This window comes from Pseudomonas sp. CGJS7, assembly GCF_036961695.1.
In genome coordinates, this window is record NZ_JBAMDI010000027.1 from 26,097 (window position 1) to 47,637 (window position 21,541).

General features: G+C 66.6%; 23 protein-coding genes. 10 read left to right on the forward strand and 13 right to left on the reverse strand.

What is annotated here, in order from left to right; translation table 11 throughout:
• Positions 1-71 precede the first annotated feature (71 nt).
• The 6 genes from erpA (at position 72) to V7787_RS17905 (ending at position 7,691) form a co-directional block, all read left to right on the forward strand.
• Positions 72-446: an iron-sulfur cluster insertion protein ErpA gene (gene erpA / locus V7787_RS17880; protein WP_336088925.1), complete on the forward strand. Its 375-nt coding sequence runs from the start codon at positions 72-74 to the stop codon at positions 444-446.
• A complete protein-coding gene (gene nudC, locus V7787_RS17885) occupies positions 443-1,402 on the forward strand; it encodes an NAD(+) diphosphatase (protein WP_336088861.1) in 960 nt (319 codons plus the stop codon). The genes erpA and nudC overlap by 4 nt, the downstream gene beginning before the upstream one ends.
• Positions 1,403-1,654: 252 nt before the next feature.
• Positions 1,655-2,581, forward strand: coding sequence for a hypothetical protein (locus tag V7787_RS17890; RefSeq protein ID WP_336088862.1), 927 nt, complete (start codon positions 1,655-1,657; stop codon positions 2,579-2,581).
• 424 nt (positions 2,582-3,005) lie between these two features.
• Complete coding sequence (locus V7787_RS17895; protein ID WP_336088863.1) at positions 3,006-3,749, forward strand: RNA polymerase sigma factor; 744 nt, start codon at positions 3,006-3,008, stop codon at positions 3,747-3,749.
• Positions 3,746-4,750, forward strand: a complete 1,005-nt coding sequence (locus V7787_RS17900; RefSeq protein WP_336088864.1) for a FecR family protein — start codon at positions 3,746-3,748, stop codon at positions 4,748-4,750. The genes V7787_RS17895 and V7787_RS17900 overlap by 4 nt, the downstream gene beginning before the upstream one ends.
• A 94-nt stretch (positions 4,751-4,844) precedes the next feature.
• Positions 4,845-7,691, forward strand: coding sequence for a TonB-dependent receptor (locus V7787_RS17905; RefSeq protein ID WP_336088865.1), 2,847 nt, complete (start codon positions 4,845-4,847; stop codon positions 7,689-7,691).
• A gap of 13 nt (positions 7,692-7,704) precedes the next feature.
• Here V7787_RS17905 and V7787_RS17910 read toward each other — a convergent pair whose 3' ends face one another.
• The 5 genes from V7787_RS17910 to V7787_RS17930 form a co-directional block, all read right to left on the reverse strand.
• Complete coding sequence (locus V7787_RS17910; protein WP_336088866.1) at positions 7,705-8,124, reverse strand: DUF2752 domain-containing protein; 420 nt, start codon at positions 8,122-8,124, stop codon at positions 7,705-7,707.
• Between the two features lie 10 nt (positions 8,125-8,134).
• Positions 8,135-8,467 carry a CD225/dispanin family protein gene (locus V7787_RS17915; RefSeq protein WP_336088867.1) on the reverse strand — a complete coding sequence of 111 codons (333 nt, stop codon included), beginning with the start codon at positions 8,465-8,467 and terminating at the stop codon, positions 8,135-8,137.
• A 167-nt stretch (positions 8,468-8,634) separates the two neighbouring features.
• Positions 8,635-10,518 (reverse strand): MFS transporter, encoded by a 1,884-nt coding sequence (locus V7787_RS17920; protein WP_336088868.1) that lies wholly within the window; start codon positions 10,516-10,518, stop codon positions 8,635-8,637.
• A gap of 187 nt (positions 10,519-10,705) precedes the next feature.
• Positions 10,706-11,302 carry a mechanosensitive ion channel domain-containing protein gene (locus tag V7787_RS17925; protein ID WP_336088869.1) on the reverse strand — a complete coding sequence of 199 codons (597 nt, stop codon included), beginning with the start codon at positions 11,300-11,302 and terminating at the stop codon, positions 10,706-10,708.
• A gap of 103 nt (positions 11,303-11,405) precedes the next feature.
• Entirely contained in the window at positions 11,406-12,530 is a 1,125-nt protein-coding gene (locus V7787_RS17930) for a serine hydrolase domain-containing protein (RefSeq protein WP_336088870.1), read from the reverse strand.
• A gap of 283 nt (positions 12,531-12,813) precedes the next feature.
• On the opposite strand from V7787_RS17930, the gene V7787_RS17935 reads away from it, so the two are divergent.
• Positions 12,814-13,956 carry a putative glycoside hydrolase gene (locus tag V7787_RS17935; RefSeq protein ID WP_336088871.1) on the forward strand — a complete coding sequence of 381 codons (1,143 nt, stop codon included), beginning with the start codon at positions 12,814-12,816 and terminating at the stop codon, positions 13,954-13,956.
• A gap of 79 nt (positions 13,957-14,035) precedes the next feature.
• Here V7787_RS17935 and V7787_RS17940 read toward each other — a convergent pair whose 3' ends face one another.
• From V7787_RS17940 to V7787_RS17970, 7 genes are all read right to left on the reverse strand, one after another.
• Positions 14,036-14,518 carry a DUF7684 family protein gene (locus V7787_RS17940; protein ID WP_336088872.1) on the reverse strand — a complete coding sequence of 161 codons (483 nt, stop codon included), beginning with the start codon at positions 14,516-14,518 and terminating at the stop codon, positions 14,036-14,038.
• Complete coding sequence (locus V7787_RS17945; RefSeq protein WP_336088873.1) at positions 14,511-14,918, reverse strand: hypothetical protein; 408 nt, start codon at positions 14,916-14,918, stop codon at positions 14,511-14,513. The genes V7787_RS17940 and V7787_RS17945 overlap by 8 nt, the downstream gene beginning before the upstream one ends.
• 3 nt (positions 14,919-14,921) lie before the next feature.
• Positions 14,922-15,272 carry a gamma-glutamylcyclotransferase family protein gene (locus V7787_RS17950; protein ID WP_336088874.1) on the reverse strand — a complete coding sequence of 117 codons (351 nt, stop codon included), beginning with the start codon at positions 15,270-15,272 and terminating at the stop codon, positions 14,922-14,924.
• A gap of 60 nt (positions 15,273-15,332) precedes the next feature.
• Positions 15,333-15,701, reverse strand: a complete 369-nt coding sequence (locus tag V7787_RS17955; RefSeq protein WP_336088875.1) for a hypothetical protein — start codon at positions 15,699-15,701, stop codon at positions 15,333-15,335.
• Between the two features lie 74 nt (positions 15,702-15,775).
• Positions 15,776-16,147: a hypothetical protein gene (locus V7787_RS17960; protein ID WP_336088876.1), complete on the reverse strand. Its 372-nt coding sequence runs from the start codon at positions 16,145-16,147 to the stop codon at positions 15,776-15,778.
• Positions 16,148-16,204: 57 nt separating this feature from the next.
• Positions 16,205-16,660 (reverse strand): hypothetical protein, encoded by a 456-nt coding sequence (locus V7787_RS17965; protein ID WP_336088877.1) that lies wholly within the window; start codon positions 16,658-16,660, stop codon positions 16,205-16,207.
• 13 nt (positions 16,661-16,673) lie between these two features.
• On the reverse strand, positions 16,674-17,060 hold the full coding sequence (locus tag V7787_RS17970) for a hypothetical protein (protein ID WP_336088878.1): 387 nt from the start codon (positions 17,058-17,060) through the stop codon (positions 16,674-16,676).
• A 148-nt stretch (positions 17,061-17,208) separates the two neighbouring features.
• On the opposite strand from V7787_RS17970, the gene V7787_RS17975 reads away from it, so the two are divergent.
• Complete coding sequence (locus V7787_RS17975; RefSeq protein ID WP_336088879.1) at positions 17,209-17,898, forward strand: glutathione S-transferase family protein; 690 nt, start codon at positions 17,209-17,211, stop codon at positions 17,896-17,898.
• A gap of 142 nt (positions 17,899-18,040) precedes the next feature.
• Entirely contained in the window at positions 18,041-18,313 is a 273-nt protein-coding gene (locus tag V7787_RS17980; RefSeq protein ID WP_336088880.1) for a hypothetical protein, read from the forward strand.
• A gap of 187 nt (positions 18,314-18,500) precedes the next feature.
• Here the strand turns inward: V7787_RS17980 and purD are convergent, their stop codons facing one another.
• On the reverse strand, positions 18,501-19,799 hold the full coding sequence (gene purD, locus V7787_RS17985; protein ID WP_336088881.1) for a phosphoribosylamine--glycine ligase: 1,299 nt from the start codon (positions 19,797-19,799) through the stop codon (positions 18,501-18,503).
• Positions 19,800-20,076: 277 nt separating this feature from the next.
• On the opposite strand from purD, the gene V7787_RS17990 reads away from it, so the two are divergent.
• Positions 20,077-21,534 carry an alanine/glycine:cation symporter family protein gene (locus V7787_RS17990; RefSeq protein ID WP_336088882.1) on the forward strand — a complete coding sequence of 486 codons (1,458 nt, stop codon included), beginning with the start codon at positions 20,077-20,079 and terminating at the stop codon, positions 21,532-21,534.
• Positions 21,535-21,541 lie beyond the last annotated feature (7 nt).

The following is a 21,541-nucleotide window of genomic DNA, read 5'->3' on the forward strand; positions in this document are numbered from 1 at the left end:
CATCGCACCAGCCGATCGCAGTGTTCGCCTGGCGCGCTTGAATGCGCGCGCGCTGGCCTTATCCTTTCGGCATGGAAATCACCACGCTTAATGCCGCGCCGGACTATCAGTCGCTGGAACGGCCGTTGCAGTTCACCTCGTCGGCCGCCAGCAAAGTGCGCGAGTTGATCGCCGAGGAAGGCAACGATGCGCTCAAGCTGCGCGTTTACATCCAGGGCGGCGGCTGTTCGGGCTTCCAGTACGGTTTCGAATTCGACGAGCAGCAGGGCGAGGACGATCTGGCGGTGCAGACCGACGGCGTGACCCTGCTGGTCGATCCGCTCAGCCTGCAGTACCTGATGGGCGCGGAAGTGGATTACACCGAAAGCCTGCACGGCTCGCAGTTCGTGATCCGCAACCCTAACGCCAAGACCACCTGCGGCTGCGGCTCCTCGTTCGGCGTGTGACTACCGCCGAAGCGGCCCTCGCGAACGCCCGTCCCTTCGCCTTCGTCGAGGCCGACGCGGCGTGGCAAGCGGCGCTGGACCGCGCCGATCATCTGCGCGACCAGTCCGAGGCTTTATCCGAACTGTGGCCGCGCGCGCGGGTGATCGTGCTCGACAGCGCGGGCAATGCCCTGGCCGAGGACAACGGCGATCTGTGCGCGCCGCTCGGTGTGGAGATCAGCCAGGGCCCGGGCGGAGTCGGCGCTTCGATCTTTCTCGGTCTGGCCGCGGACGGCCAGGCCTGGTTCGCGATCGACGCCGAACTGGTCGCCTTCGACGCCCCGCGCCGGGTCGATCTGCGCAGCGCCGCCAGCCAGTGGCCGTTGCTGCAGGCCAGCGTGTTCGCCCAGGCGCGCGCGCTGCAGCACTGGCGCAGCCGCCACCGCTACTGCGGCGTATGCGGCGGCGAGATCGGCTTCGCCCGCGCCGGTTGGACCGGCCGCTGCGGGCAATGCGGGATCGAACACTACCCGCGCACCGATCCGGCGGTGATCGTCGCGGTCAGCGACGGCGAACGGCTGTTGCTCGGCCGTCAGGCCGGGTGGCCGGCGCGGCGTTACTCGGTGATCGCCGGTTTCGTCGAGCCGGGCGAGTCGCTGGAGCAGACCGTCGCCCGCGAAGTGCTGGAAGAAACCGGCGTGCGGGTGCGCAGTTGCCGTTATCTGGGTTCGCAGCCGTGGCCGTTTCCGAGCGCGTTGATGCTCGGTTTCGCCGCCGAGGCCGAACCCGACCAACCCAAGACCGGCGACGAACTCGAAGACGCGCGCTGGTTCACCCTGGATGAGATCCACGCCGCCTGCGAGCGCGGCGAACGCGGCGCCGACGACGGCGGCCTGTTGCTGTCGCCGAGCATCTCGATCTCGCGTTGGCTGATCGATCACTGGCGCGTGGCCGCGCAGGCGCGCGCGCGGCGTTGATTTAGCCAAGGGCGCGAGGGGCGCGCGATACGCGGCCGATCCTGGCCGGACGAATCGTTTTCGCCGCGGACGCGCGGCTTCCGCGTTGGCCGCGGCTTGCGCGAGCCTGTCCACGCCGTGCGAGCCCGCGCGGACGCACAAGCGACGGACGTCGCCTTGGCGTCGCCGCGCCGCGACCGCGCCTGCACCCGGTCGCGCTAGAATCGGCCCAGCTCGCGCTTTTTTCTCCGTCTCGCCAGGAGCGTCGTCCCGATGTCCGTCACGCTGATCGCCGCCGTCGTCGCACTGGTGCTGGGCCATCTCGCGCAATCCTTGGCCGCCTCGGTACGTCACTACGGCTGGTACGGCGATTGGCTGCGCTGGATCGACAGCCGCTTTCCCGAAGGCAGCTTCTGGCGCGGGCGCTGGGGTCTGCTGATCGCGTTGGTGCCGCCGCTGCTGGCGGTCGGCCTGTTCCAACTGGCGCTGGCCGAGCCGCTGATCGGGCTGGGCGGGCTGGTGTTCGCCATTTTCATCCTGTTCTACGCCTGGGGGCCGCGTGATCTGGACCTGGACGTGGAAGCGCTGGCGTCCGCGCCCGACGCCGCATCGCGGCGCGAGGCCGCGGCGCGGCTGTGGCCGGAAGGCGCCACGCCGTCGCTGGACGGCGGCTCGCTGGTCGAAGCGGTGTTCCGCAGCGCCTTGCGGCGCTGGTTCGGGGTGCTGTTCTGGTTTTTGCTGCTCGGCCCGATCGGCGCGTTGGGTTACCGCCTGGTCGCGCTGGCCGCCGAAGGCGAGGCGTCCAAGCAGCTGTCCGGCGAAACCCTGGCCGGCGCGCGCACCTTGCTGGCGCTGCTGGATTGGCCGGTCTCGCAGTTGTTGACCCTGGCGCTGGCGCTGGTCGGCAATTTCGACACCGTGCTCGGCGCCTGGCGCGAGGCCGGCGGCGCGCGCTTCACCCTGGAAAACCGCTTCCTCGGCGCGGTCGCCCGTGCCAGCGTCAAGTGCGAGCTGGCCGAAGAGGCCGCCGACTACCTCAACGAATCCGGCGTCGCCGCCCCGGGCCTGCCCGGCCAGGGCGTGGCGGTGGTCGGCGGCGAGGTGCCGGAGCTGCGCGATGCGATGAGCCTGGTCTGGCGCAGCCTGCTGGTGTGGCTGGCGGTGCTGGCGCTGTTCGTGATCGCCGGCTTCGTGGCCTGAATCCCGGCCCCGCCGAACGCGCGCACGGTTCGGTATGAACTGTGCCGCGCGTCGCCCGAATCGGACCGCCTAAGCGAAAACCCAACGCCGCCGCACGGTTGGGGTAGGGGGGAGCGTCGGGGCTGCGTTTGAACGCATAGGGTTGCAGCGAAGCTGCGAGCCGCGCGGTCGAAGGTTTCTGGCCACCCCGGGAATCTCGACGGTCCTGCCGAGGGGGCTGGACAGTTTCGCGCGCCGCCGCATTCACGGCCCTGTCCGCGCATCGGAACGTGCGGTCGCTACCACAGCAGCCAGACAGCGGCAGCGAAGATGCAGCGCTTTACCCGCGCACGAGAGTCCGGCGTCCAAGATCGGGCCTCGTGTGCGGAGTAAACGTCGCCTCGTCGCCGCTAGCCTCATCACGCCAGCGGAGGATTCGGATTTGGTGAATCGCTTCACGTCACAGCTCCTGGTCGGTCTGAGTCAGGCCGATCCGAGCCCCAAGGGTTTTACGCCCGGCGTTACCGCGCAGGGCGGCCTGGGTTTCGTTCACCCGCCCGTTGCGGCTGGGCTAGTATCGAAGCAAGTAACCGGGGCATGGGCGAAGGTGGACGTGGGCCAGGATTCCACAGCGGCTAATCAGCCCGCGACGACGCGGCAGGGCGGCGACGATCACTTCGTCGGTTTTCTGCGCGAACATCGCGAGCCGTTGATCGCGTTTCTACGCAAGTCCGCCGCCTCGCACGAGGACGCGCAGGACATCGCCCAGGAAACGATGATGCGCATGCTGCGTTATCGCGACCAGCCGGCCGATGCGCTGAAGATCCTGATGTACCGCATCGCGATCAATGCGCTCAACGATCGCGGTCGGCGCCAGAAAACCCGTCACGCGCCCGAGCATGTGAGTCTGGACGAGGACTATCACGCGCTGCCGTCGCAAGAACCCAGCCACGATCAACGCGTGGCGACCGAGCAGGAGTTGGCGCTGGTGCGCGCGGCGATCATGCAATTGCCGATGCGCAGTCGGCAGATCTACCTGCTCAACCGCATCAACGGAATGAGTTACACGCAGATCGCACGTCACTGCGGTATTTCTGTAAAGGCGGTGGAGAAGAATATAGGCCGGGCGCTCGCGCTGTTGCGCGCGCGTATGAAGGAAAGCGGCTACGAGAGCTTGCAAGAACCATGACTACGATAAAACCCACATCGACCACAGCGACAGGCGATCCCGGCGACGGCCGCGCGGAAGCGTGGGTGGCGTTGCTCGATTCGCCCGAATGCACGCCGCAGGACCGCGCCGAGTTCGATCGCTGGCTCGACGCGGCGCCTTCGAACGTGCTGGCCTACGTCGAGGCCGAGCGCGCGCACCAAGCCGCCGCGCAGTTGTCGGGCGATGAAATGCTGCAAGCCGCCGCGCGCATCGCCTGGCGTTCGACCGGACGCGAAAGCGCGCGTTCGCGCTGGTGGATCCCGGCGGCGACCGCGGCTTCGTTGTTGGTCGCCACCGTGGTCGGCGTCAACTGGCTGCGCACGCCGGTACCGGCCGCCGAAGCGCATTACCTCACCGCGGTCGGCGAGCAGCGCACGCTGCGTCTGGCCGACGGCACCGAAGTGTTGCTGGACACCGATTCGGCGATCGTCGCGCGTTTCGATCAGGACCGTCGTCAGGTCGAGGTCGACCGCGGCCGCGTCCAGTTCAAGGTCGCCGCCGACGCGCGGCGTCCGTTCTCGGTCAAGGCCGGCACCGGCCTGATCCGCGACATCGGCACCACCTTCCAGGTACGCAAGGACGACAGCGCGGTCAACGTCGGTTTGATCGAAGGCGAGGTGATCGTCTCCAACGGCATCGCCCAGGCCGGCAGCACCCTGCAGCCGGGCCAGCAGATCAGCTACGACCACAGCGGCCGGATGAGCCCGCCCGAGCCGCTGGACCTGAGCGTGGCGCAGTCGTGGCCGGCCGGCGATCTGGTGTTCAAGAACCGGCGCCTGGACGCGCTGCTGATCGAAATGAACCGCTATTCGGCGACCAAGCTGCGCCTGGCCGATCCGGCGCTGGGCAAGATCACCGTCAGCGGCGTGTTCCACATCGGCGATCAGGCCGCGCTGCTGGAAGCCCTGGAGCAGGGCTGGTCGCTGAAGGCCGAACAGCGGGCCGAGGGCGACATCGTTTTGCATCGCAAGGCCGGCTGAGCCCCCCGCATGGCGTAGCGATGCTATGGTTGGGCCACGCCAACACACAGGGGGCGTACAGGTTCAGCTGTAGTCCGATCGATGCGGTTGGTGGATGGCCAAGATTTCTCATGCGTTCATCGTTTCCGTCGCGCTGACGTTCTCGTCCGTTGCCGGGGCTTTACCGGCCGCTCAGGGCGACATTCCAGCCGATGGCTACAACATTCCGCCCGGCGCGTTGGACGACGCGCTGAACGCGTTCGCGACCCGTAATCGTTTGCAGCTGATCTATTCGCCGGCCCTGGTGGCCCGGCGGCGCACCGCCGGCCTGAACGGCGTCACCGGCATACGCGAGGGTTTGGCCCAGTTGCTCGACGGCACCGGCCTCACCGCGGTAGCTGTAAAAGCCAATGTCTACTTGCTGCAGCCGGCTCCGCGGCCGCGGCCGAAACCGGCCGCGCCGGTCGCGATCAAGCCGGCCGCGCCCAAGCAGCCGACCACCACCGAGCTCGATACGATCCACGTCACCGGCACCCGGATCGGCCGCGCCGCGTTCGAAACCTCGCTGCCGCTGACCCTGATCACCCAGGAACAGATCCGCGCCAGCGGCCATCAGACCTTGTTCGATCTGCTGCGGCTGATGCCGGGCATGACCGGCCACCATCCGCGCAACGTCGCCACCGAAGGCGGCGCCAGTCAGGTGCCGTCGGCGGCGGCCGCTTCGGCCAGCCTGTACTCGTTGGGGCCGCGCGCGACCTTGTTCCTGGTCGACGGCCGGCGCATGGCCAATTACGGCCTGGTCTCCACCGACATGGGCGCGCTGACCGATCTCAACGGCATTCCGTTGAGCATGGTCGATCACATCGAAATCGCTCACGGCGGCGCCTCGGCGATTTACGGCGCCGACGCGATGGCCGGCGTGGTCAACATCATTCTCAAGAAGGACTACCGCGGCGCCGAAGTCGGCGGCAGTTTCGGCGTCTCGCAACGCGGCGACGCCGAACAGCAACGCCAGTTCGCCAGCTTCGGCGAGCAGACGCCCGGCGGCGGCAACATCTTCGTCAGCGTCGATCACTTCACCCGCAATCCGCTGATCGGCAGTCAGCGCGAATGGAGCACGGTGGATCAGCGCCGTTACGGCTTGCTCGACCGACGCATCCTGTCGGGTTTCGAGGATTTCGATGCCGGCGGAATTCGCGCAGTCAATGGCTGCAAGAGCCGCGACGCCACGCCCACCGGCATCGATTGCAGCCTGGATATTCCGCGCTACGTCAGTTTGCAGCCGGGCATCACCAGCAACGCTTTCTACACCCACTTCCGTCAACCGCTCGGCGAAAACACCGAGTTCTACGCCGACCTGCGCGCCACCCGGGTCAGCCTGGAAATGCAGAATGCGCCGTTCTACGCCTCGATCAATCTGCCCGAGGACCACCCCGACGCGTACAAGCCCAAGCCGTATCTGGATTTGAACTACTGGTTTTCCGAAGTCGGCCCGGTGCGCAACCGCACCACCACCAGCACCCGCGATTTCACCGCCGGTCTGAAGGGCTATCGGGACAAGTGGGAGTGGGACGTCAGCCTGTCGCGCCGGCGCAACAAGGTGGTCAACCGCATCGACGGCTTGATCAGCGTGCCCGCCGTCGATGAGGCGGTGCAGACCAAGACCTTCCACTTCGCCAAGACCGAAGAAAACACCCCCGAGGTGATCGAGGAAATTTCGCCGCAGGTCACCATGGGCGGCGAAATGGTGCTCGATACGGTCGCCGCCAGCCTGGAAGGCCCGTTGTTCGCCTTGCCGGCCGGCGACGTGCAGGTCGCGGTCGGCGCCGAAGCGCGGCGCGAACGCTTGAGCAACCGCCCCGACCAATCGTTGGTGCGCGGCGACGTGGCCTTGGCGCAGGAACTGGACGAACGCGAGGCCACCCGCAACACCGCGGCGATCTACGGCGAGGTCAACTTGCCCTTGCACGAAAAGTTGTGGATCGACGCCGCGTGGCGCCTGGACCGCAACAGCGGTTACGGCAACCAGGCCTCGCCGATGTTCGGGGTGCGCTGGCAGCCGTGGCAGTCGCTGATCCTGCGCGCTTCGGTGGGCGAGGGCTATCGCGCGCCGACCTTGGCCGAACTGCGCCGCCCGCTGGTGATCGGTACCGAGGGCCTGGTGCCCAACGGCGAGGCCACCGCGCCGTGTCTGATCGACCTGGGCAATGCGTGCCTGGTCGACCAGCACGCCACGGTCAATCCCGATCTGCGCCCGGAAACCTCGACCAGCCGCAGCATCGGCCTGAGCTGGACGCCGAGCGAAGCCTTCACCGCCAGCGTCAACCGTTATCGCATCCGCCGCCGCAACGAAATCCTGGCGATCAGCGCGATCGCGCGGCCGGAGTTGTATCCCGAAGCGATGGTGCGCGACTCCGATGGCTACCTGACCGGCGTCAACACCTACCTGGACAATATCGGCAGCACCGAGGTGCGCGGCTGGGAGTTCGAAACCGAATACCGCTTGCGCGCCGGACGCTGGGGCAATTTCACTTTCCGCCTCAACGGCCACTACATGGACAGCCTGTTGCGGCGCGGCCATCCTGCCGAGATCGAGCGCGATTACGCCGGCTTCGGCACCCCCGACCGGACCGTGCTGGGCAGCGTGCGCTGGACCTACCGCGATTGGATCGCCACCGCCAACGTGCGGTACATGGGCCCGGCCACGGTGGGGATCGACACGCCCGGACAAACCTGTCCGACGATTCGCGGCGTGCCCGGCCGCTGCCGCACGCCCAGCGCGACCTTGCTCGGCGTCGACCTGGCTTACGGCGGTTTCGACAAATGGCTGATCGGGCTCAACGTCAGCAACCTCAACGACCGCAAGCCGGTCAACTACGACTACAACAACGGCGGCTACAGCATCGTCGACGACGATCCGGTCGGGCGTTATTACTTGATCAGCGCGATGTACCGGTTCTGACCGGCGGCCGGTTTCAACCCGGCGCCAGCCACGAGAACGGCGGCCACGGCAGATTGCGCAAGACCCAGAACGCGGCCAGCAGGCCGATCCAGAAGCGACCGTTGGCGAGCGTGGCGACCGCGCGCCTGGGCAGCGGCAAGCGATAACCCAGCGCGTGCAGCAGCAACAGCGGCAGGGTCAGGATCAACCACGGCAGCAGCGGATTCATCGCCAGCATCTGCGCCCAATCGCCGTGCGCCAGCGCGTGCGCCGCGCGGGTCATGCCGCAGCCGGGGCAGTACAAACCGGTGAGGTGATAGAACACGCAGCCCGGCAGCGGGCTGTCGGCCGAGTTCGGATCGATCCGCCGCAGCGTCCACACCCCGGCCGCCGCCACGGCGCTGGCCGCGGTGGCGACGATGGCGAGTTGGGCATGGCGCGAGCGGACGTTCACTGGATCGTTCTCAGCCGCGCAGCGCGTCTTGCAACTGATCGATGACGGCTTGCGGAACCAGCGTGGAGGCGTCGATGAAGGCTCTGACCAGGTTGCCGATCAAGCTGAGCCCGACCAACGCGGTGCCGACCCAGCACCAGACCTTCGCCGTCTCCGACGCGCGCCGCGCGCCGTCCTCATCGCCCGCGGCCCACAGGCCGTCGACCTTGCCGCCGTACACGATCGCCACGATCCCCGGCACCGAGCCAATCAGGCAGCACAAGCACGCGCCGAGCACGGTCAGGGTGATCGACCAGGGCAGGTAGTTCGAATACGGCGAGGCGGCGCGGGCAGGCTGGTTCATGACGGTCCTTGTGTCTGGGTGGGGCGGGGGACAGGGAACTGTGGGTATCCCGGCTCTTGGTTATCCGGCGGCTACCTGTTGCTTCGCTCGATTCCGTCTTCCCGATTCCCGGCGGCCGCCTACAGCGGCCGCATCCATCCTAGCAGCGACCCACTACCGCGGCGCGATCAGGCTTTGTCGCCGCGCAAGGCCCGCACCTGCGCTTCCAGCGATTCCGCGCTGGCCTGGTGCGGGTCGACCGGCGCCTGCGCGATCACCTCGACCTCGGCGCGGAACCGTCGCGGCACCCGCATCCGCCGCAGCCGCGAATCGCGCTTGCTCCACATGCTGCTCCACATCCCGCGCAGCGCCATCGGGATCACCGGCACCGGGTTCTTTTCCAGCACGCGCTCGACCCCGGACTTGAACGGCGCGATCTCGCCGTCCTTGGTCAGCGCGCCCTCGGGGAAGATGCCGACCAATTGGCCGTCGGCCAGCGCCGCATCGATTTCCTCGAACGCGCGCCGCATCACTTCCGGGTCTTCCTTGGCGCCGGCGATCGGAATCGCCTTGGCGGTGCGGAAGATCCAGCTCATCACCGGGATGTTGAAGATCTTGTAATACATCACAAAGCGCACCGGCCGCGGAATGCTGGCGCTGAGGATCAACGCGTCCATGTAGCTGACGTGGTTGCATACCACCAGGCCCGGGCCTTCGTCGGGAATCCGCTCGGTGCCGGTCACCCGCAGCCGATACAGGCCGCGCACCAGCACCCAGCTGAGAAAGCGCATCAGGAACTCGGGCACCAGGGTGAAGATGTAGATCGCCACCAGCGCATTGGCGATGGCCAGGGCCAGAAACACCTGCGGAATCGTCCAGTGGAAGAACCGCTGCACCACCACGCCCAGCACCGCCGCCAGCACGATGAAGGCCGCGTTCTGGATGTTCATGCCCGCGATCACCCGCGACAGCTCGTTCTTCGGCGAGCGGTTCTGGATCAGCGCGAACAGCGGCACCACGAAGAAACCGGCGAACACGCCGATGCCGACCAGATCGATCATGATCCGCCACGAGCCCGCGCCATGAACGAAATCGCCCACGCTCAGGCCGTGCGCGACCGCCGCGCCGGGGCGGGCGAAGTACAGATCGATCATGAAGGCGCTGATGCCGAACGCGCCCAGCGGCACCAGGCCGATTTCGACCGTGCGCGCCGAGAGCTTTTCGCACAGCACCGAACCCACGCCGGTGCCGATGGAGAACAGCGCCAGGGCGAAGATGTACAGCGTCTCGTTGCCGCCGAGGTTGGTCGAGGCATACCCCGGCAACTGCGCGGTCAGCACCGTGCCGACGAACCAGAACCACGACACGCCCAACACCGAATTGCGCACCGCCGGCTGGCGGCGGGTCATGCGCATGATCTTCACCGACTCGGGAATCGGGTTCCATTGGATCTTCAGGTCCGGCTCGCCAGCGTCGGTGCGCGGAATCATCCGGCTGACCAGATTGCCGGTGATCGCCAGCGCGACGATCGCGCTGGCCGCGACCACCGGGCCGTGGGTGCCGGCCAGCTTGAAGATCAAGCCGCCGAAGATCATGCCGGTGAGGATCGAGATCGAGGTGCCCATCTCGACCAGACCGTTGCCGCCGGTGAGTTCTTCGGGCTTGAGCACCGAGGGCAGGATCGAATATTTGACCGGCCCGAACAGGGTCGACTGCAGGCCGGTGCCGAACAACGCGATCAGCAGCACGGTCATGCTCTGGGTCAAAAAGCCGATCGCCGCCACGCTCATGATCACGATCTCCATCGTGGTCGTGATCCGGATCAGCTTGTGCTTCTCAAGTTTTTCGGCGATCTGCCCGGCGGTGGCCGAGAACAGGAAGTAGGGCAGGATGAACAAGGCCGGCGCGAGGTTGGTGTAGAGCGTGCGCTGCGCATCGTCCACGCCCAGGTAGAACAGCAGGCCGATGATCGCCTGGCGATAGACGTTGTCGTTGAAGGCGCCGAAGGCCTGGGTCAGGAAGAACGGCAGGAAGCGCCGTTGGGTGAGCAACGCGAACTGGTTGTGCGCCATGCCGTCCTGCTTGTCGGTTCTGGTCCGCGCCTGGATGCGCGGCTCGGGCGAAGGATTCGCGTGGGGAGCCTAACAAAACGCGGCTGGCGCGGTGTAGCCGGGCGGGCCGGGTAGCGTAAAACTAGCCCGGCGATGGTGCGAGCTTAGACCTGAGGCCGCGCACCGCCATGCCTGGGCAGGGGCGGGCTCAACGCCCGGTCGCGTCCTGCCAATCGGCCGGCTTCTCCCGCGCCGCCCGGCTCCATTCCGGCTCCTGCCGCCAGCGCCGGGTGGTGCGCTGGAAAAACTGGCTGTTGGGCACCTGCAGCACCGTGTCGTCGCCGTTGGCGTGGGTTTCCTGCAGGGTGGTGTAGACGAAGTTGATGTCGATCACCCGCCCGCGCAGCCCCGGCTTGTCGCCGCCTTCCAGCACTTCGATGTAGTCGTACAGCCGGAACGGCCGGGTGGTCAGGATCAGCAGCGCGCAGAAAATATTCGACAGCACGCTCCACGCGGCGAAGAACGCCACCGCGCCGACTGCGACGAACCCGGTCAAGGTGGTCCACACCACCGACCCCGGAATCCCTAAGCGGTTGAGCAACAGCAACAGCGCGGTGATGTAGATCACCGTGCTCAGCACCCGGCGCACGCCGATGGCGAACGCCGGGGCCAGGTCGTAACGCGTGGACAGGCGTTTGAGCAACTGCCGCAGCAGCGTCGTCAGCAGCCACGCCGCCACCAGGATGGCCAAGGCCTCGCCGAGCTTCGCGGCGATGTAAGCGGCTTGGGCGATGGTCGGCGACATGCGGGGCGGCTCTCGGACGGCGGGCGGGGCCGCTCAGTGTACGAACAGGCGGGTTAGCGCGCCGTACAAAAAGGGGCGGCTGCCGCCGGGCCGGCGCGATCGCTCACTTCGCCGCGTCGCGGCCGGGTTCGGTCGCGGGGCGATACAACGCGGCGATCTGCGGAATGAAACGCTCCGGATTGGCTCCGACCAGATTGGTCAGCACGACCACCGCCAGGCGCTCATCCGGATACACCACGAACGCGGCGCGCGCGCCGCCGATACCGGCCACCTGCCGCTGCGGCGCGCTCGCCAACACCGGCCAGCCCGCGCCCCAGCTGCCGTCTGCGCCGCTGTTCAATTTCTCCGCGGTCCACATCTGGCGAACGCCATCGGCGCCGAGCAACTTGCCGTCAGACAGCGCGAGGATCCAGGCGGCGAGTTCGTTCGCGGTGGTTTGAATGCCGCCGCCGGCCCACAGCCCTTGCGGCATGTCGTAGAACCAATGCGACAAACGTTCGGCATCGCCCGCCGCGTCGGTCTTGCGCGGGAAGTAGCTGTACATCGTGGCGGCGTTGGCGATCAGGTCGTAGCTGTCGCCGAAGGTCGACGAACGCATGCCGACGGGGGCGAACTGCCGCTGGGCCAGGTAGCGCTCGTACGGCATCTGGCTTTGTTTGGCGATGATCCGCGCCAGCAAGGCGTAATTGAGTTGGTTGTAGGTGAATCGCTCGCCGATGGCCGCTTGCATCGGCAGGGCTTTCACCGTCGCCCACGCCTGCGTTTCCGAGCCGCCGCCGACCAGGCCTTGCGCATCGACGATATCCGGCAGGCCCGAGGTGTGCGCCAGCAATTGGCGGACGCGCACCTGGCGCCAGGCTTCGGGCAAATCGTCCAGATAGCGCGAGATCGGCGCGGCCAGATCCAGGCGACCGTCCTGAACCAACTGCATCGCGGCCACGCCGGTGAACGACTTGGTCCCGGAGTTGATCGGGAACAGCGTGGCATCGGTGACCGCCACGCGGTTCTCGACGTTGGCCAGGCCGTAGCTTTCCGACAGCACTACCTTGCCGTCTTTGACGATCGCCACCTGCAAACCGGGAATGCGCCGATCCGCCATGGTTTTCCGGATCAGTTCGCGGGCCTGCTGGTTGGCCGTATCCAGCGCGCTCGCCGCGAAGGCCAGATGAGGAAGGAACAGCAGGGCGGCAGCGATGAACCCGAAAGCGCGGTAACGGCCAGACGGCATAAGACTTCCTTGATGAGCTTGCCAATGCGGTGAGCGAGGAGGGTTGGTCCCGCCAACGCATCCGACGGGACTGAGTCGGATGCACCGGCGTGCCCTGCGGTTTACGAGTCTGCCTGAATCGGCCGCGTAAGCCCCGCGGGATTACGAGTGTCACGCCGCCGCGGATGTGTGACCCCTTGCCCGAGCGGCGCCGGGACGCAGTGGTATCCCTGTGCCGTCCGCATCGACTGCGCAGCGCGCGCACTCGTTGGCGAGCCGACCCTATCCATCAAGAGGGGGCATCATGTCGAACCGTACCGAAACCCATCCCGCGCGCTGGCGCCTCTGGTCGATGGCGCTGAGCCTGGCCGCACTGTTGCCGACCGCCGCATCGAGCGCCGACCACGCCGGCCAGCTCTATCTGGACTACGCCGAAGTACCGTTGATCACCCGCCATGCCGGCGCGCATCAGTGGATGGTCGTGCAAAGCTACATGCGCGTGCACGTCGATATCGCCCAGCTCAAGGCGGCCAATCCCGGCATGCGCGTCTTCATGTATTTCGAAACTGCCGGCGCTTACGACTTGCCGCCGTCGGAAGAACCGTGGCCGTCGGGCGTGTCGTACCGCTGGGTCAAGGCCAACCGCCCCGAGTGGATCGTCAAGGACCGCGCCGGCCGCCCGATCACGTTCTGGGGCGGCGAACTGTATCTGTACGACGTCGGCAACAAGGCCTATCAGGACGAATGGGCCCGGCGCGCGATCGACTACGCCAAGACCGGCGGCTTCGACGGCGTATTCGCCGACGACGTCAACATGGGCGAAAGCTTCCGCTCTACCGGTTGGTCGGGCACCTCGCCCAAATACCCCACCGACCTGTCGTGGACCCAGGCCACCGAATCCTTCCTCAACAACGTCGCGCCCAAGCTGCGCGCCGCCGGCATCGCGCTGCTGCCCAACGTCGCGTCCGCGTGGAACTCCGACCGCGCCACCCAGGTGCGGTGGGCGAAAATCGCCGGCGCTTATGCCCGCGAGCACTATCAGTCCTGGCCCAACGGCGACGCCCCGGGCGAATACGATCCCAACAAAGGTTTGCTCGGCGGTGCCGACTGGGCGTGGATGAGCGCGTTGCATCGCGACATCGTTGCTGCCCGGGTGCCGTTCTACGCCTTCCCCCATGCCGGCGGTTGGCAGGCGATCGACAAGATGCGCTACACCCGCGCTTCGTATTTGCTGTGGTACGACCCAGCGTTGGCGGGCGGCTATGCCTACGCTACCGGCGGCGGGCCCCACACTGGGCAGGATCCCTACAACGCCGCGTGGAACTTCGATCTCGGTGCGCCTACTGGTCCCGCGGTTCAGCGCAGTTCCGGTGTGTGGGCGCGGAGCTTTGCTCGCGGTACGGTCGTTGTCGATTCCAATACCAAGACGGCTACCGTTACGCCGTGATCCGCATGGCCTACTTGTGGGAGCGGCGTCTTACAGGGGGTTCCTTCGGTAACGAGCCGCGACCGCGAATTCTCTTCGATTACGGCGAGGCTATTGCCTCGCGATACGCCGCCAGCAGCGTTTGTTCGGATGCTTCGTTGGCTATGTGCACCAGTAGCGTTTCATCGAGTTCGATCGTCGGATGAGCCGAGGAGCTCTCCGCGAACCGAAACACTTCATCCAGCGTTTCGTCTGTATGCCATGTAGTCATGACGAATTGGTCGTCCGGAATGTCGCCATAGTCGAAGACCTGCAGGATCGCCCAATCCACCGCATCGTCCCAAGCGCTGCAATCGGCGCCCCAAGCCATCATGTACAAACAACCCGAGTGCACCAGCCAATCGCTGACCGAGGATTGCCAGACAGGCGAGACCATCTGTTCGGCGATGACGATCGCGCGGAAAGGCCGGCGCGCGCTCATCGGCGGCAACGCGGAGCCAGGGGCCAGATGCAGGTAAGCCAGTCGTTTGGTATGAGCGACTCCGCCGGCGCCCTGGTCGAGCGATGAGGTAGGACTAGACATCGTCGTTCTTATACGCCTGACGCCACCAAGGCTCATCCGGCGACTCGCGATAAGCGAACCATCCTGAGGGCATGTCGGCGAGTTGGGTGAGCGTCGGATCGCGGTCGATCATGCACCCCAGGCAGACGACTTTCCCGTCCGCCGGAGCATTGGTGATGCCGCACATGAACTGCCAATCGCCCTCATGGTCGTGATAGACCTCAAGCACCTGGCGCGATCCGTCGAGCACATGCCGGGTGGTGAAGCACAGGGTGTTGATCGGATCGTCGAATGGCCAATCCGATTCGTCGAAGCCGTGCGGATGGCTGGTGGCGTCAGCGGGGCCTGCGAGCTCAGGGCGAGCGGCGAAGCGTCTTCGAAGATAAGCGAAGCCCGAGCGAAAACTTCCGAACACAGACACCGCTCAATCCCCGTCCCGCACGCCCAGGCGGCTTAGCGCATACACATACGCCGCCACGACCGTGCCGTCCTCAAGGATGGCGGAAGCCAGAACCCGCTCATAGCCTTCGCCCTCGAACTCATCCAGGCGGGCCCAATGCGCGGGCAGGGCATCGGAACTGAAGACCAGACCTTGGACCGCATCGGCGCCCTTATCCAACACGATCCCGGGATAACCCGCGGCTGCGCCCCAGCCCTGCGCGTGCAACGTGCCTCGCACCGAAGCGGGTATCCAGGTGCCCGGCACATCGGCCAACACGTGCGCATTGGGCTTGCCGGGGGCGAGGGTTCCGTAAACGAAGAGTCGATGGGTCATGACTCAAGCATAGCGAATGCGGAAGCCGACCCGCGCGATCGGCCGGGCGAACAGCCCGGTTCAGCCCGTCGGCTGCCGCGCGAGCGCCGCCGTCGCCACCACCGCGATCAGCGCCAACAGCACCAGCCAACCGAAGCGCTGATAGAACGGAATCGGATTGCGCCCGATCAAGGCCTCCGCCGCGCGCGCATTGAGCAACCAGCCGTGCGTGCAGACCGGGCAGACCAATTGATACTGCTTCGACATCACAAAGCCGAACAGGTGGTAGAAGTGGCCGTACTCGTACTTAAGACGCAGGTCGAAGTCCTGGTCTTGCCGGCAGTTCTGGCAGTGCTCGCGTTGCGGCAGGTCGAAGGTCAGAACCCAGTCGCTGGTGCCCCAAAGAATCATGGTCGTCCCTGAAAATCGATGACTGTCCTGAGGGCGCATCATACCGCTCGAGATAGCCGCCTCGGTGCTCGGACGGCATTCCTTCGGGCTGCATGCCGTATCCGCGGCCGGGACTATTGCTCGATCCGCTGATACGCATCCAAAATCGCATCCCTGAACTCCACGGGCAGGGCGTCGTAGTTCTTAGCGCGGTCGGCCAGCTTTTCATCCACCCAGGTGGAGGTGTCGTACCCCGATGCCACCGCGTGCAGCACCAGCAGGGTGCAGGCGGTGAACTCGCGTTCGTGGCCCGGTGTTAGCGAACTCGCGCACAGCTCGATCACTTCGTAGGGATACCAGTGTTGACCCCGTGTTGGGACGCGGTCCTGCGAGGCGATCAGCTGCTTCAACGCCTCCAGATGGACGTCGGCGTTGACGCCGTAGTCGCTCTTGGCGATGAATCGAAGCTCAGCGTGCGTGAGCGATTTGAGCAGTTCGTCGAGCATCGTTCTGGCGTCCATGGTTGAACCGGGCGGCCGTCGATGCGGCTTGGGCTGGCGTGGTCAGACGGATATCGCCCGGCAAGCTTTTTTGACCTTCAGCGCCCACTGCGCATCGCCGGGCTCGACGATCACCACACGGAAGCCATGGGTTTCGCCTTCGAGCGCCACGCCCGCGGAATCGTCCACCAACCAATCGATGCCGAAGGCCGGTGGAAATTTGGAGGGGCTGATGGGTTTGCCGCGCAGCGCATCCGCGTGTGAGGTTCCGTTCACCACACCTCCCAGGCGGACGCCTGCGCAGCGGAACCAGAGGCGGATGGAGCGCTCCGGCCTCAGCGATGAGGTGTAGATCCATACGTCGTGTCCGTCGGCCTGCAACTCGCGCATCAGCGCAACGGCGCCTTCGCGCAGGCGTTCGCGGAAGAGCAGGCGCAGCGGGAACGGCAAGGCCGTCGATGGAAACTGGTCCTTGCCCAGCGGGGTCAAGGTGCCGTCGATGTCGAAGGCGATGCGCATGGAGCTGCGTGGCTTAGTTCAGCAGCCCTCTTTCGCCCACCACGTCGATCTTGGCCGGATGGCTGCACTGATCGCGATACATCTGCTTCATTTCCGGGCTGATCCTCTTCGCTTTCTCGACCAGCGTAGCGCGCAACTCTTTCATGTCGTCGCTGCCTTCCCCCACGATCTGCTCGACCAGCGGCAGGCAAGCCGGGTACTTGGCGCTCAGTTGTTGCTGGTATTTCCTCAGCGCCGGCATCGTTTCCGGAAACATGTGGTTGCAGATCGGCGCCATCAGGCGGTGATTGGACAGCGCCACCAGTTCATCGGACTTGCAGCCAGGCGGCAGGGTCTGTGCTTGGCTGGGCGCGAGGGCAGAGGCGGCGACAAGAACGGTTGCGATCACAGCGGTACGCATGGGCCATTCCTTTGGGCGGCGCGTCAAGGCCGACGCGTGGCGGTTGAAATTCTGCGGAGGCCGTTGCAGGCATGTCAATCACCGACGGGCGCGGCGGGCTCCGCCTTTGGTCCGTGCGCCCTCGGACCTGCGGCACCGCCGAAGGTCGGTGGTCGCGGTCGCTGGGGCGGGTTACGGTCGCGGTCTGTTCGGCGAGGTCGCGACGATGTTGACGGTGTACGGTTTCTCCCGCATCCACGCGATGGCCTACGGCCGCACCCGCGATCTGCGGGTGTTGTGGGCGTTGGAGGAAATGGGGCTGCCGTTCGTGTTGATGGGGCTGGATTACGCGAACGGCGAGTTGGATGCGCCGGCGGTGCGCGCGCTCAATCCGTTCCGGCAGTTGCCGGTGATCGACGACGACGGCGTGGTTGTCAGCGAGTCCGGGGCGATCGTGCTGTATCTGGCGCGCAAGTCGGGACGCTTGTGGGCGGCCGATGAGGCGGGACGGGCGCAGGTGTCGCGCTGGTGTTTTGCGGCGTTGACGACGGTGGAGCCGCCGCTAGTCGGCTTGGACTTGCTGGAGATGAGTCAGGTTCAGGAGCTGCGCGAAGAGTGGAGTGCGATGGCCGAGCGCGCGCTGTCGAGCCTGGAGGATTGGTTGCAAGGGCGCGAGTTCGTGGCCACCGACGCATTCACCGTGGCCGATATCCTGATGGCGCTGGTGTTGAGCGATCTGCGCGACGATGCGGTGTTCGCGCCCTATCCGGCGGTGCGCGCTTATCGCGAGCGGTGCCTGGCCCGGCCGGCATGGAAAACGGTGTGCGAGGCTTATCGGACCTGGGTAAAGCCGGACTAAGCCGCATGTGCAGATCGCGTTAGCGCGATGTAGCGATGCGGTGAATATGCAGTGACGGCGGCGCGAGGGCGCCGGTGCGTTTCGCGTGCAGCCAGCTTGGGACCGATACGCTCGAAGCGGTTACCGCCGAGAGGAGGTCTGTATGTCCGCCGATACCAGGACGCCGTTGGATCACGTCAACGCGAGCTTGAATCAGCTCAAGGAAATGCGCCATTACGCCAAGAACTACGTGGAGCAGTTGACCGCGCAGTGGCTGTTGTTCGATGGCGAGTTGAAGAAGTTGAAGCAGGCCGGGAACATCGAGGCGCTGATGGTGCAGCAGGGCGAGTTGTACGAGGCGCTGGAGAAAGAGATCGGCGAGTTGGAGGAGTGGGTGGTGAAGCTGCAGCCGGCGCCGGAGGAAGCGGCGGGATAATGCGTTAGAGGTTGCCGCGATTGCTCCCTGTAGGAGCGGCGCAAGCCGCGGCCGTGAAACCTCATATACGACGTAGGCGTGGTTGCGCGGTCGCGGCTTGCGCCGCTCCTGCAGGCAGTCAGCCGAAAATGCGAAACGGCCGGGAGAGTGCTTCTCCCGGCCGTTTTGTTTGCGTCAGTCGCGGCGATCAGGCTTTGGCGGCGCGTTCGCGCTCGATCGCGCGCCAGCCGATGTCGTTGCGGTGGAACTCGCCATCCCAGCCGATCTTGGCCAATGCGGCGTAGGCCTCGCGCTGGGCCTGGGCGACGTCGTCGCCGAGCGCGCATACGCACAGCACCCGGCCGCCGGCGGTCAGGGTTTCGCCGTCGGCGCCGAGCTTGGTGCCGGCCTGGAAGACCTTGGCGTGCGCGGGCTGGGCGGCGTCGAGGCCGTGGATGGCGTCGCCGGCTTTCGGCGTGTCCGGGTAGTTCGCCGCGGCCATCACCACGCCGAGCGAGGGGCGCGGGTTCCACTGCGCCTGCGCGCGGTCGAGCTTGCCGTCGATGGCGGCTTCGACCAGGTCCAGCAGGTCCGAGTCCAGGCGCAGCATCACCGGCTGGGTTTCCGGGTCGCCGAAGCGCACGTTGAATTCGATGACTTTCGGCGCGCCTTGCTGGTCGATCATCAGCCCGGCGTAGAGGAAGCCGGTGAACGGCACGCCGTCGGCGATCATGCCCTGCACGGTCGGCATCACCACTTCGCGCATGACCCGGTCGTGCACTTCGGCGGTGACCACCGGCGCGGGCGAGTAGGCGCCCATGCCGCCGGTGTTGGGGCCGGTGTCGCCGTCGCCGACGCGCTTGTGGTCTTGCGAGGTCGCCATCGGCAGCGCGTGCTTGCCGTCGACCATCGAGATGAAGCTGGCTTCTTCGCCGTCGAGGAATTCTTCGATCACCACCCGCGCGCCGGCGGCGCCGAAAGCGTTGCCGGAGAGCATGTCGACGATGGCGGCCTCGGCCTCGGCCAGGGTCATCGCCACGATCACGCCCTTGCCGGCGGCCAAGCCGTCGGCCTTGACCACGATCGGCGCGCCTTTCTCGCGAACGTAGGCCAGGGCGGCGTCGACGTCGGTGTGCACGGCGTAGTACGCGGTCGGAATGCCATGGCGGGCCAGGAAGTCCTTGGCGTAGGCCTTGCTGCCTTCCAACTGCGCGGCGGCGGCGGTGGGGCCGAAGATGCGGCGGCCGTCGGCGCGGAAGCGGTCGACCACGCCGGCCACCAGCGGCGCTTCCGGGCCGACCACGGTGACGGCCACGCCTTCGGCGGCGGCCAGGGCGAGCAGGCCGTCGATGTCGGTGGCGGCCACCGCGACGTTGCGGCACTTGGCTTCGTGGGCGGTGCCGGCATTGCCGGGAGCGACCAGAACCTCATCGATGCGCGGGGATTGGGCGAGCTTCCAGGCCAGCGCGTGCTCGCGCCCGCCGGACCCGATGACGAGGACCTTCATGCGTGCTCCAGGGAAATAACCGATGGGGAGGGGCTTATAGCCGCTGGAATTCTACGGCAGGGGCCGGGGAGGGGCGACCGGCTGTTACCATCGCGGCGGCTGCTTGCGCGACGTCCGCGGTTTGTTCAGGGATGGGACGGCGCTCGCGGCGGCCGGGGCCCGAGCGGGCGCCGGGCACTTCACGCCGGCCGCGGCGCCGCCCGACGGCGGCATCGGCCGGGGCGGCACGGACGCGGCAAGCGTTTTCCCTTCTTCGTCTACTTTCGGAACCGTCCGCATGGATTGGCTGCTGCATCAGATCGAACGCGCGATTTCCCCGGTGATTCACGGGATCAACAACGTGCTGTGGAACTACGTGTTGATCTACGGCCTGTTGGCGGTGGGCATCTTCTTCACCGTGCGCCTGGGCTTCGTGCAGGTGCGGCGCTTCCCGCACATGCTCAAGGTGATCGGCCGCGGCACCGACGGCGACGATGCCGGCATCTCGCCGTTCCAGGCGCTGTGCACCTCGCTGGCCGCGCGGGTGGGCACCGGCAACCTCGCCGGCGTCGCCATCGCGATGAGCCTGGGCGGGCCGGGCGCGCTGTTCTGGATGTGGTGCACCGCGGCGGTGGGCATGGCCACGGCGTATGCGGAAAGCTCGCTGGCGCAGCTGTACAAGGTGCGCGATGAGAACGGCCAGTACCGCGGCGGTCCGGCGCACTACATCGCGCGCGGTTTGCGCGCGCCGAAGATGGGCTGGGCGTTCGCGGCGTGTCTGTTGTTCTCTTACGGCGTGGTGTTCAACGGCGTGCACGCCAACGCCATCGCCCAGTCGGTGGGCGAGACCTTCAAGTTCAGTCAGACCCAGGTGGCGGTGGTGTTGGTGCTGCTGACCGGCGCGATCATCTTCGGCGGCCTGCGTTCGATCGCCAAGGTGGCCGAGTGGGTGGTGCCGTTCATGTCGCTGGGCTATATCGGTCTGGCGGTGTGGGCGCTGGTGGCGCATTACGACCAGATCCCCGAAGCGGTGATGATGATCCTGCGCGGCGCATTCGGCCTGGATCAGGCCGCGGGCGGCATCGCCGGCGGCATGGCGGCGGCGATGCTCAACGGCGTCAAGCGCGGTCTGTACGCCAACGAAGCCGGCATGGGCAGCGCGCCCAACATCGCCGCGGCGGCGACGCCGGTGCCGCACCATCCCTCCAGCCAGGGCTTCGTGCAGGCGCTGGGGGTGTTCTTCGACACCATGTTCATCTGCACCGCGACCGGCCTGATCGTGCTGCTGTCGGGCGTGCTGGGCCAGGGCGGCGACGGGGTGATCATCACCCAGCGCGCGATGACCGTGTTCTTCGGCGAGTGGGGCGCGTGGTTCGCCTCGATCGCGCTGTTCTTCTTCGCCTTCACTACGATTCTCGGCAATTACTCGTACGCCGAGAGCGGCTTGCTGTACATCGGCGGCGGGCGCAAGTCGCTGTTCGTGCTGCGCATCGTGGCCTTGTGCGTGATCGTGTGGGGCGTGTTCTCCAAGGTGCAGCTGGTCTGGGACGCGGCCGACGCGGCGATGGCGGTGATGGCGACGCTGAACCTGATCGCGGTGGTGTTGCTGGCCAAGGTGGTGGTGAAGCTGACCCGCGACTACGACCGCCAGCTGGACGAAGGCAAGTCGCCGGAGTTCCACATTTCCCAGTACCCCGAACTGGGGCACGGGGTGGATCACGAGATCTGGAAGGAGCGCGGCAAGCGCGAGCCGTAAGCCGCGG

Excerpts from the sequence above, each read along its gene's own strand:
- V7787_RS17960 (WP_336088876.1), bottom strand. The coding sequence starts at position 16,147 with ATGCTCGACGAACTGCTCAAATCGCTCACGCACGCTGAGCTTCGATTC.
- purD (WP_336088881.1), bottom strand. The coding sequence starts at position 19,799 with ATGAAGGTCCTCGTCATCGGGTCCGGCGGGCGCGAGCACGCGCTGGCC.
- V7787_RS17890 (WP_336088862.1), top strand. The coding sequence starts at position 1,655 with ATGTCCGTCACGCTGATCGCCGCCGTCGTCGCACTGGTGCTGGGCCAT.
- V7787_RS17915 (WP_336088867.1), bottom strand. The coding sequence starts at position 8,467 with ATGAACCAGCCTGCCCGCGCCGCCTCGCCGTATTCGAACTACCTGCCC.
- V7787_RS17950 (WP_336088874.1), bottom strand. The coding sequence starts at position 15,272 with ATGACCCATCGACTCTTCGTTTACGGAACCCTCGCCCCCGGCAAGCCC.
- V7787_RS17900 (WP_336088864.1), top strand. The coding sequence starts at position 3,746 with ATGACTACGATAAAACCCACATCGACCACAGCGACAGGCGATCCCGGC.
- V7787_RS17980 (WP_336088880.1), top strand. The coding sequence starts at position 18,041 with ATGTCCGCCGATACCAGGACGCCGTTGGATCACGTCAACGCGAGCTTG.
- V7787_RS17920 (WP_336088868.1), bottom strand. The coding sequence starts at position 10,518 with ATGGCGCACAACCAGTTCGCGTTGCTCACCCAACGGCGCTTCCTGCCG.
- V7787_RS17935 (WP_336088871.1), top strand. The coding sequence starts at position 12,814 with ATGTCGAACCGTACCGAAACCCATCCCGCGCGCTGGCGCCTCTGGTCG.
- V7787_RS17970 (WP_336088878.1), bottom strand. The coding sequence starts at position 17,060 with ATGCGTACCGCTGTGATCGCAACCGTTCTTGTCGCCGCCTCTGCCCTC.
- V7787_RS17990 (WP_336088882.1), top strand. The coding sequence starts at position 20,077 with ATGGATTGGCTGCTGCATCAGATCGAACGCGCGATTTCCCCGGTGATT.
- V7787_RS17905 (WP_336088865.1), top strand. The coding sequence starts at position 4,845 with ATGGCCAAGATTTCTCATGCGTTCATCGTTTCCGTCGCGCTGACGTTC.
- V7787_RS17940 (WP_336088872.1), bottom strand. The coding sequence starts at position 14,518 with ATGTCTAGTCCTACCTCATCGCTCGACCAGGGCGCCGGCGGAGTCGCT.
- V7787_RS17930 (WP_336088870.1), bottom strand. The coding sequence starts at position 12,530 with ATGCCGTCTGGCCGTTACCGCGCTTTCGGGTTCATCGCTGCCGCCCTG.
- V7787_RS17925 (WP_336088869.1), bottom strand. The coding sequence starts at position 11,302 with ATGTCGCCGACCATCGCCCAAGCCGCTTACATCGCCGCGAAGCTCGGC.
- V7787_RS17955 (WP_336088875.1), bottom strand. The coding sequence starts at position 15,701 with ATGCGCCCTCAGGACAGTCATCGATTTTCAGGGACGACCATGATTCTT.
- erpA (WP_336088925.1), top strand. The coding sequence starts at position 72 with ATGGAAATCACCACGCTTAATGCCGCGCCGGACTATCAGTCGCTGGAA.
- V7787_RS17965 (WP_336088877.1), bottom strand. The coding sequence starts at position 16,660 with ATGCGCATCGCCTTCGACATCGACGGCACCTTGACCCCGCTGGGCAAG.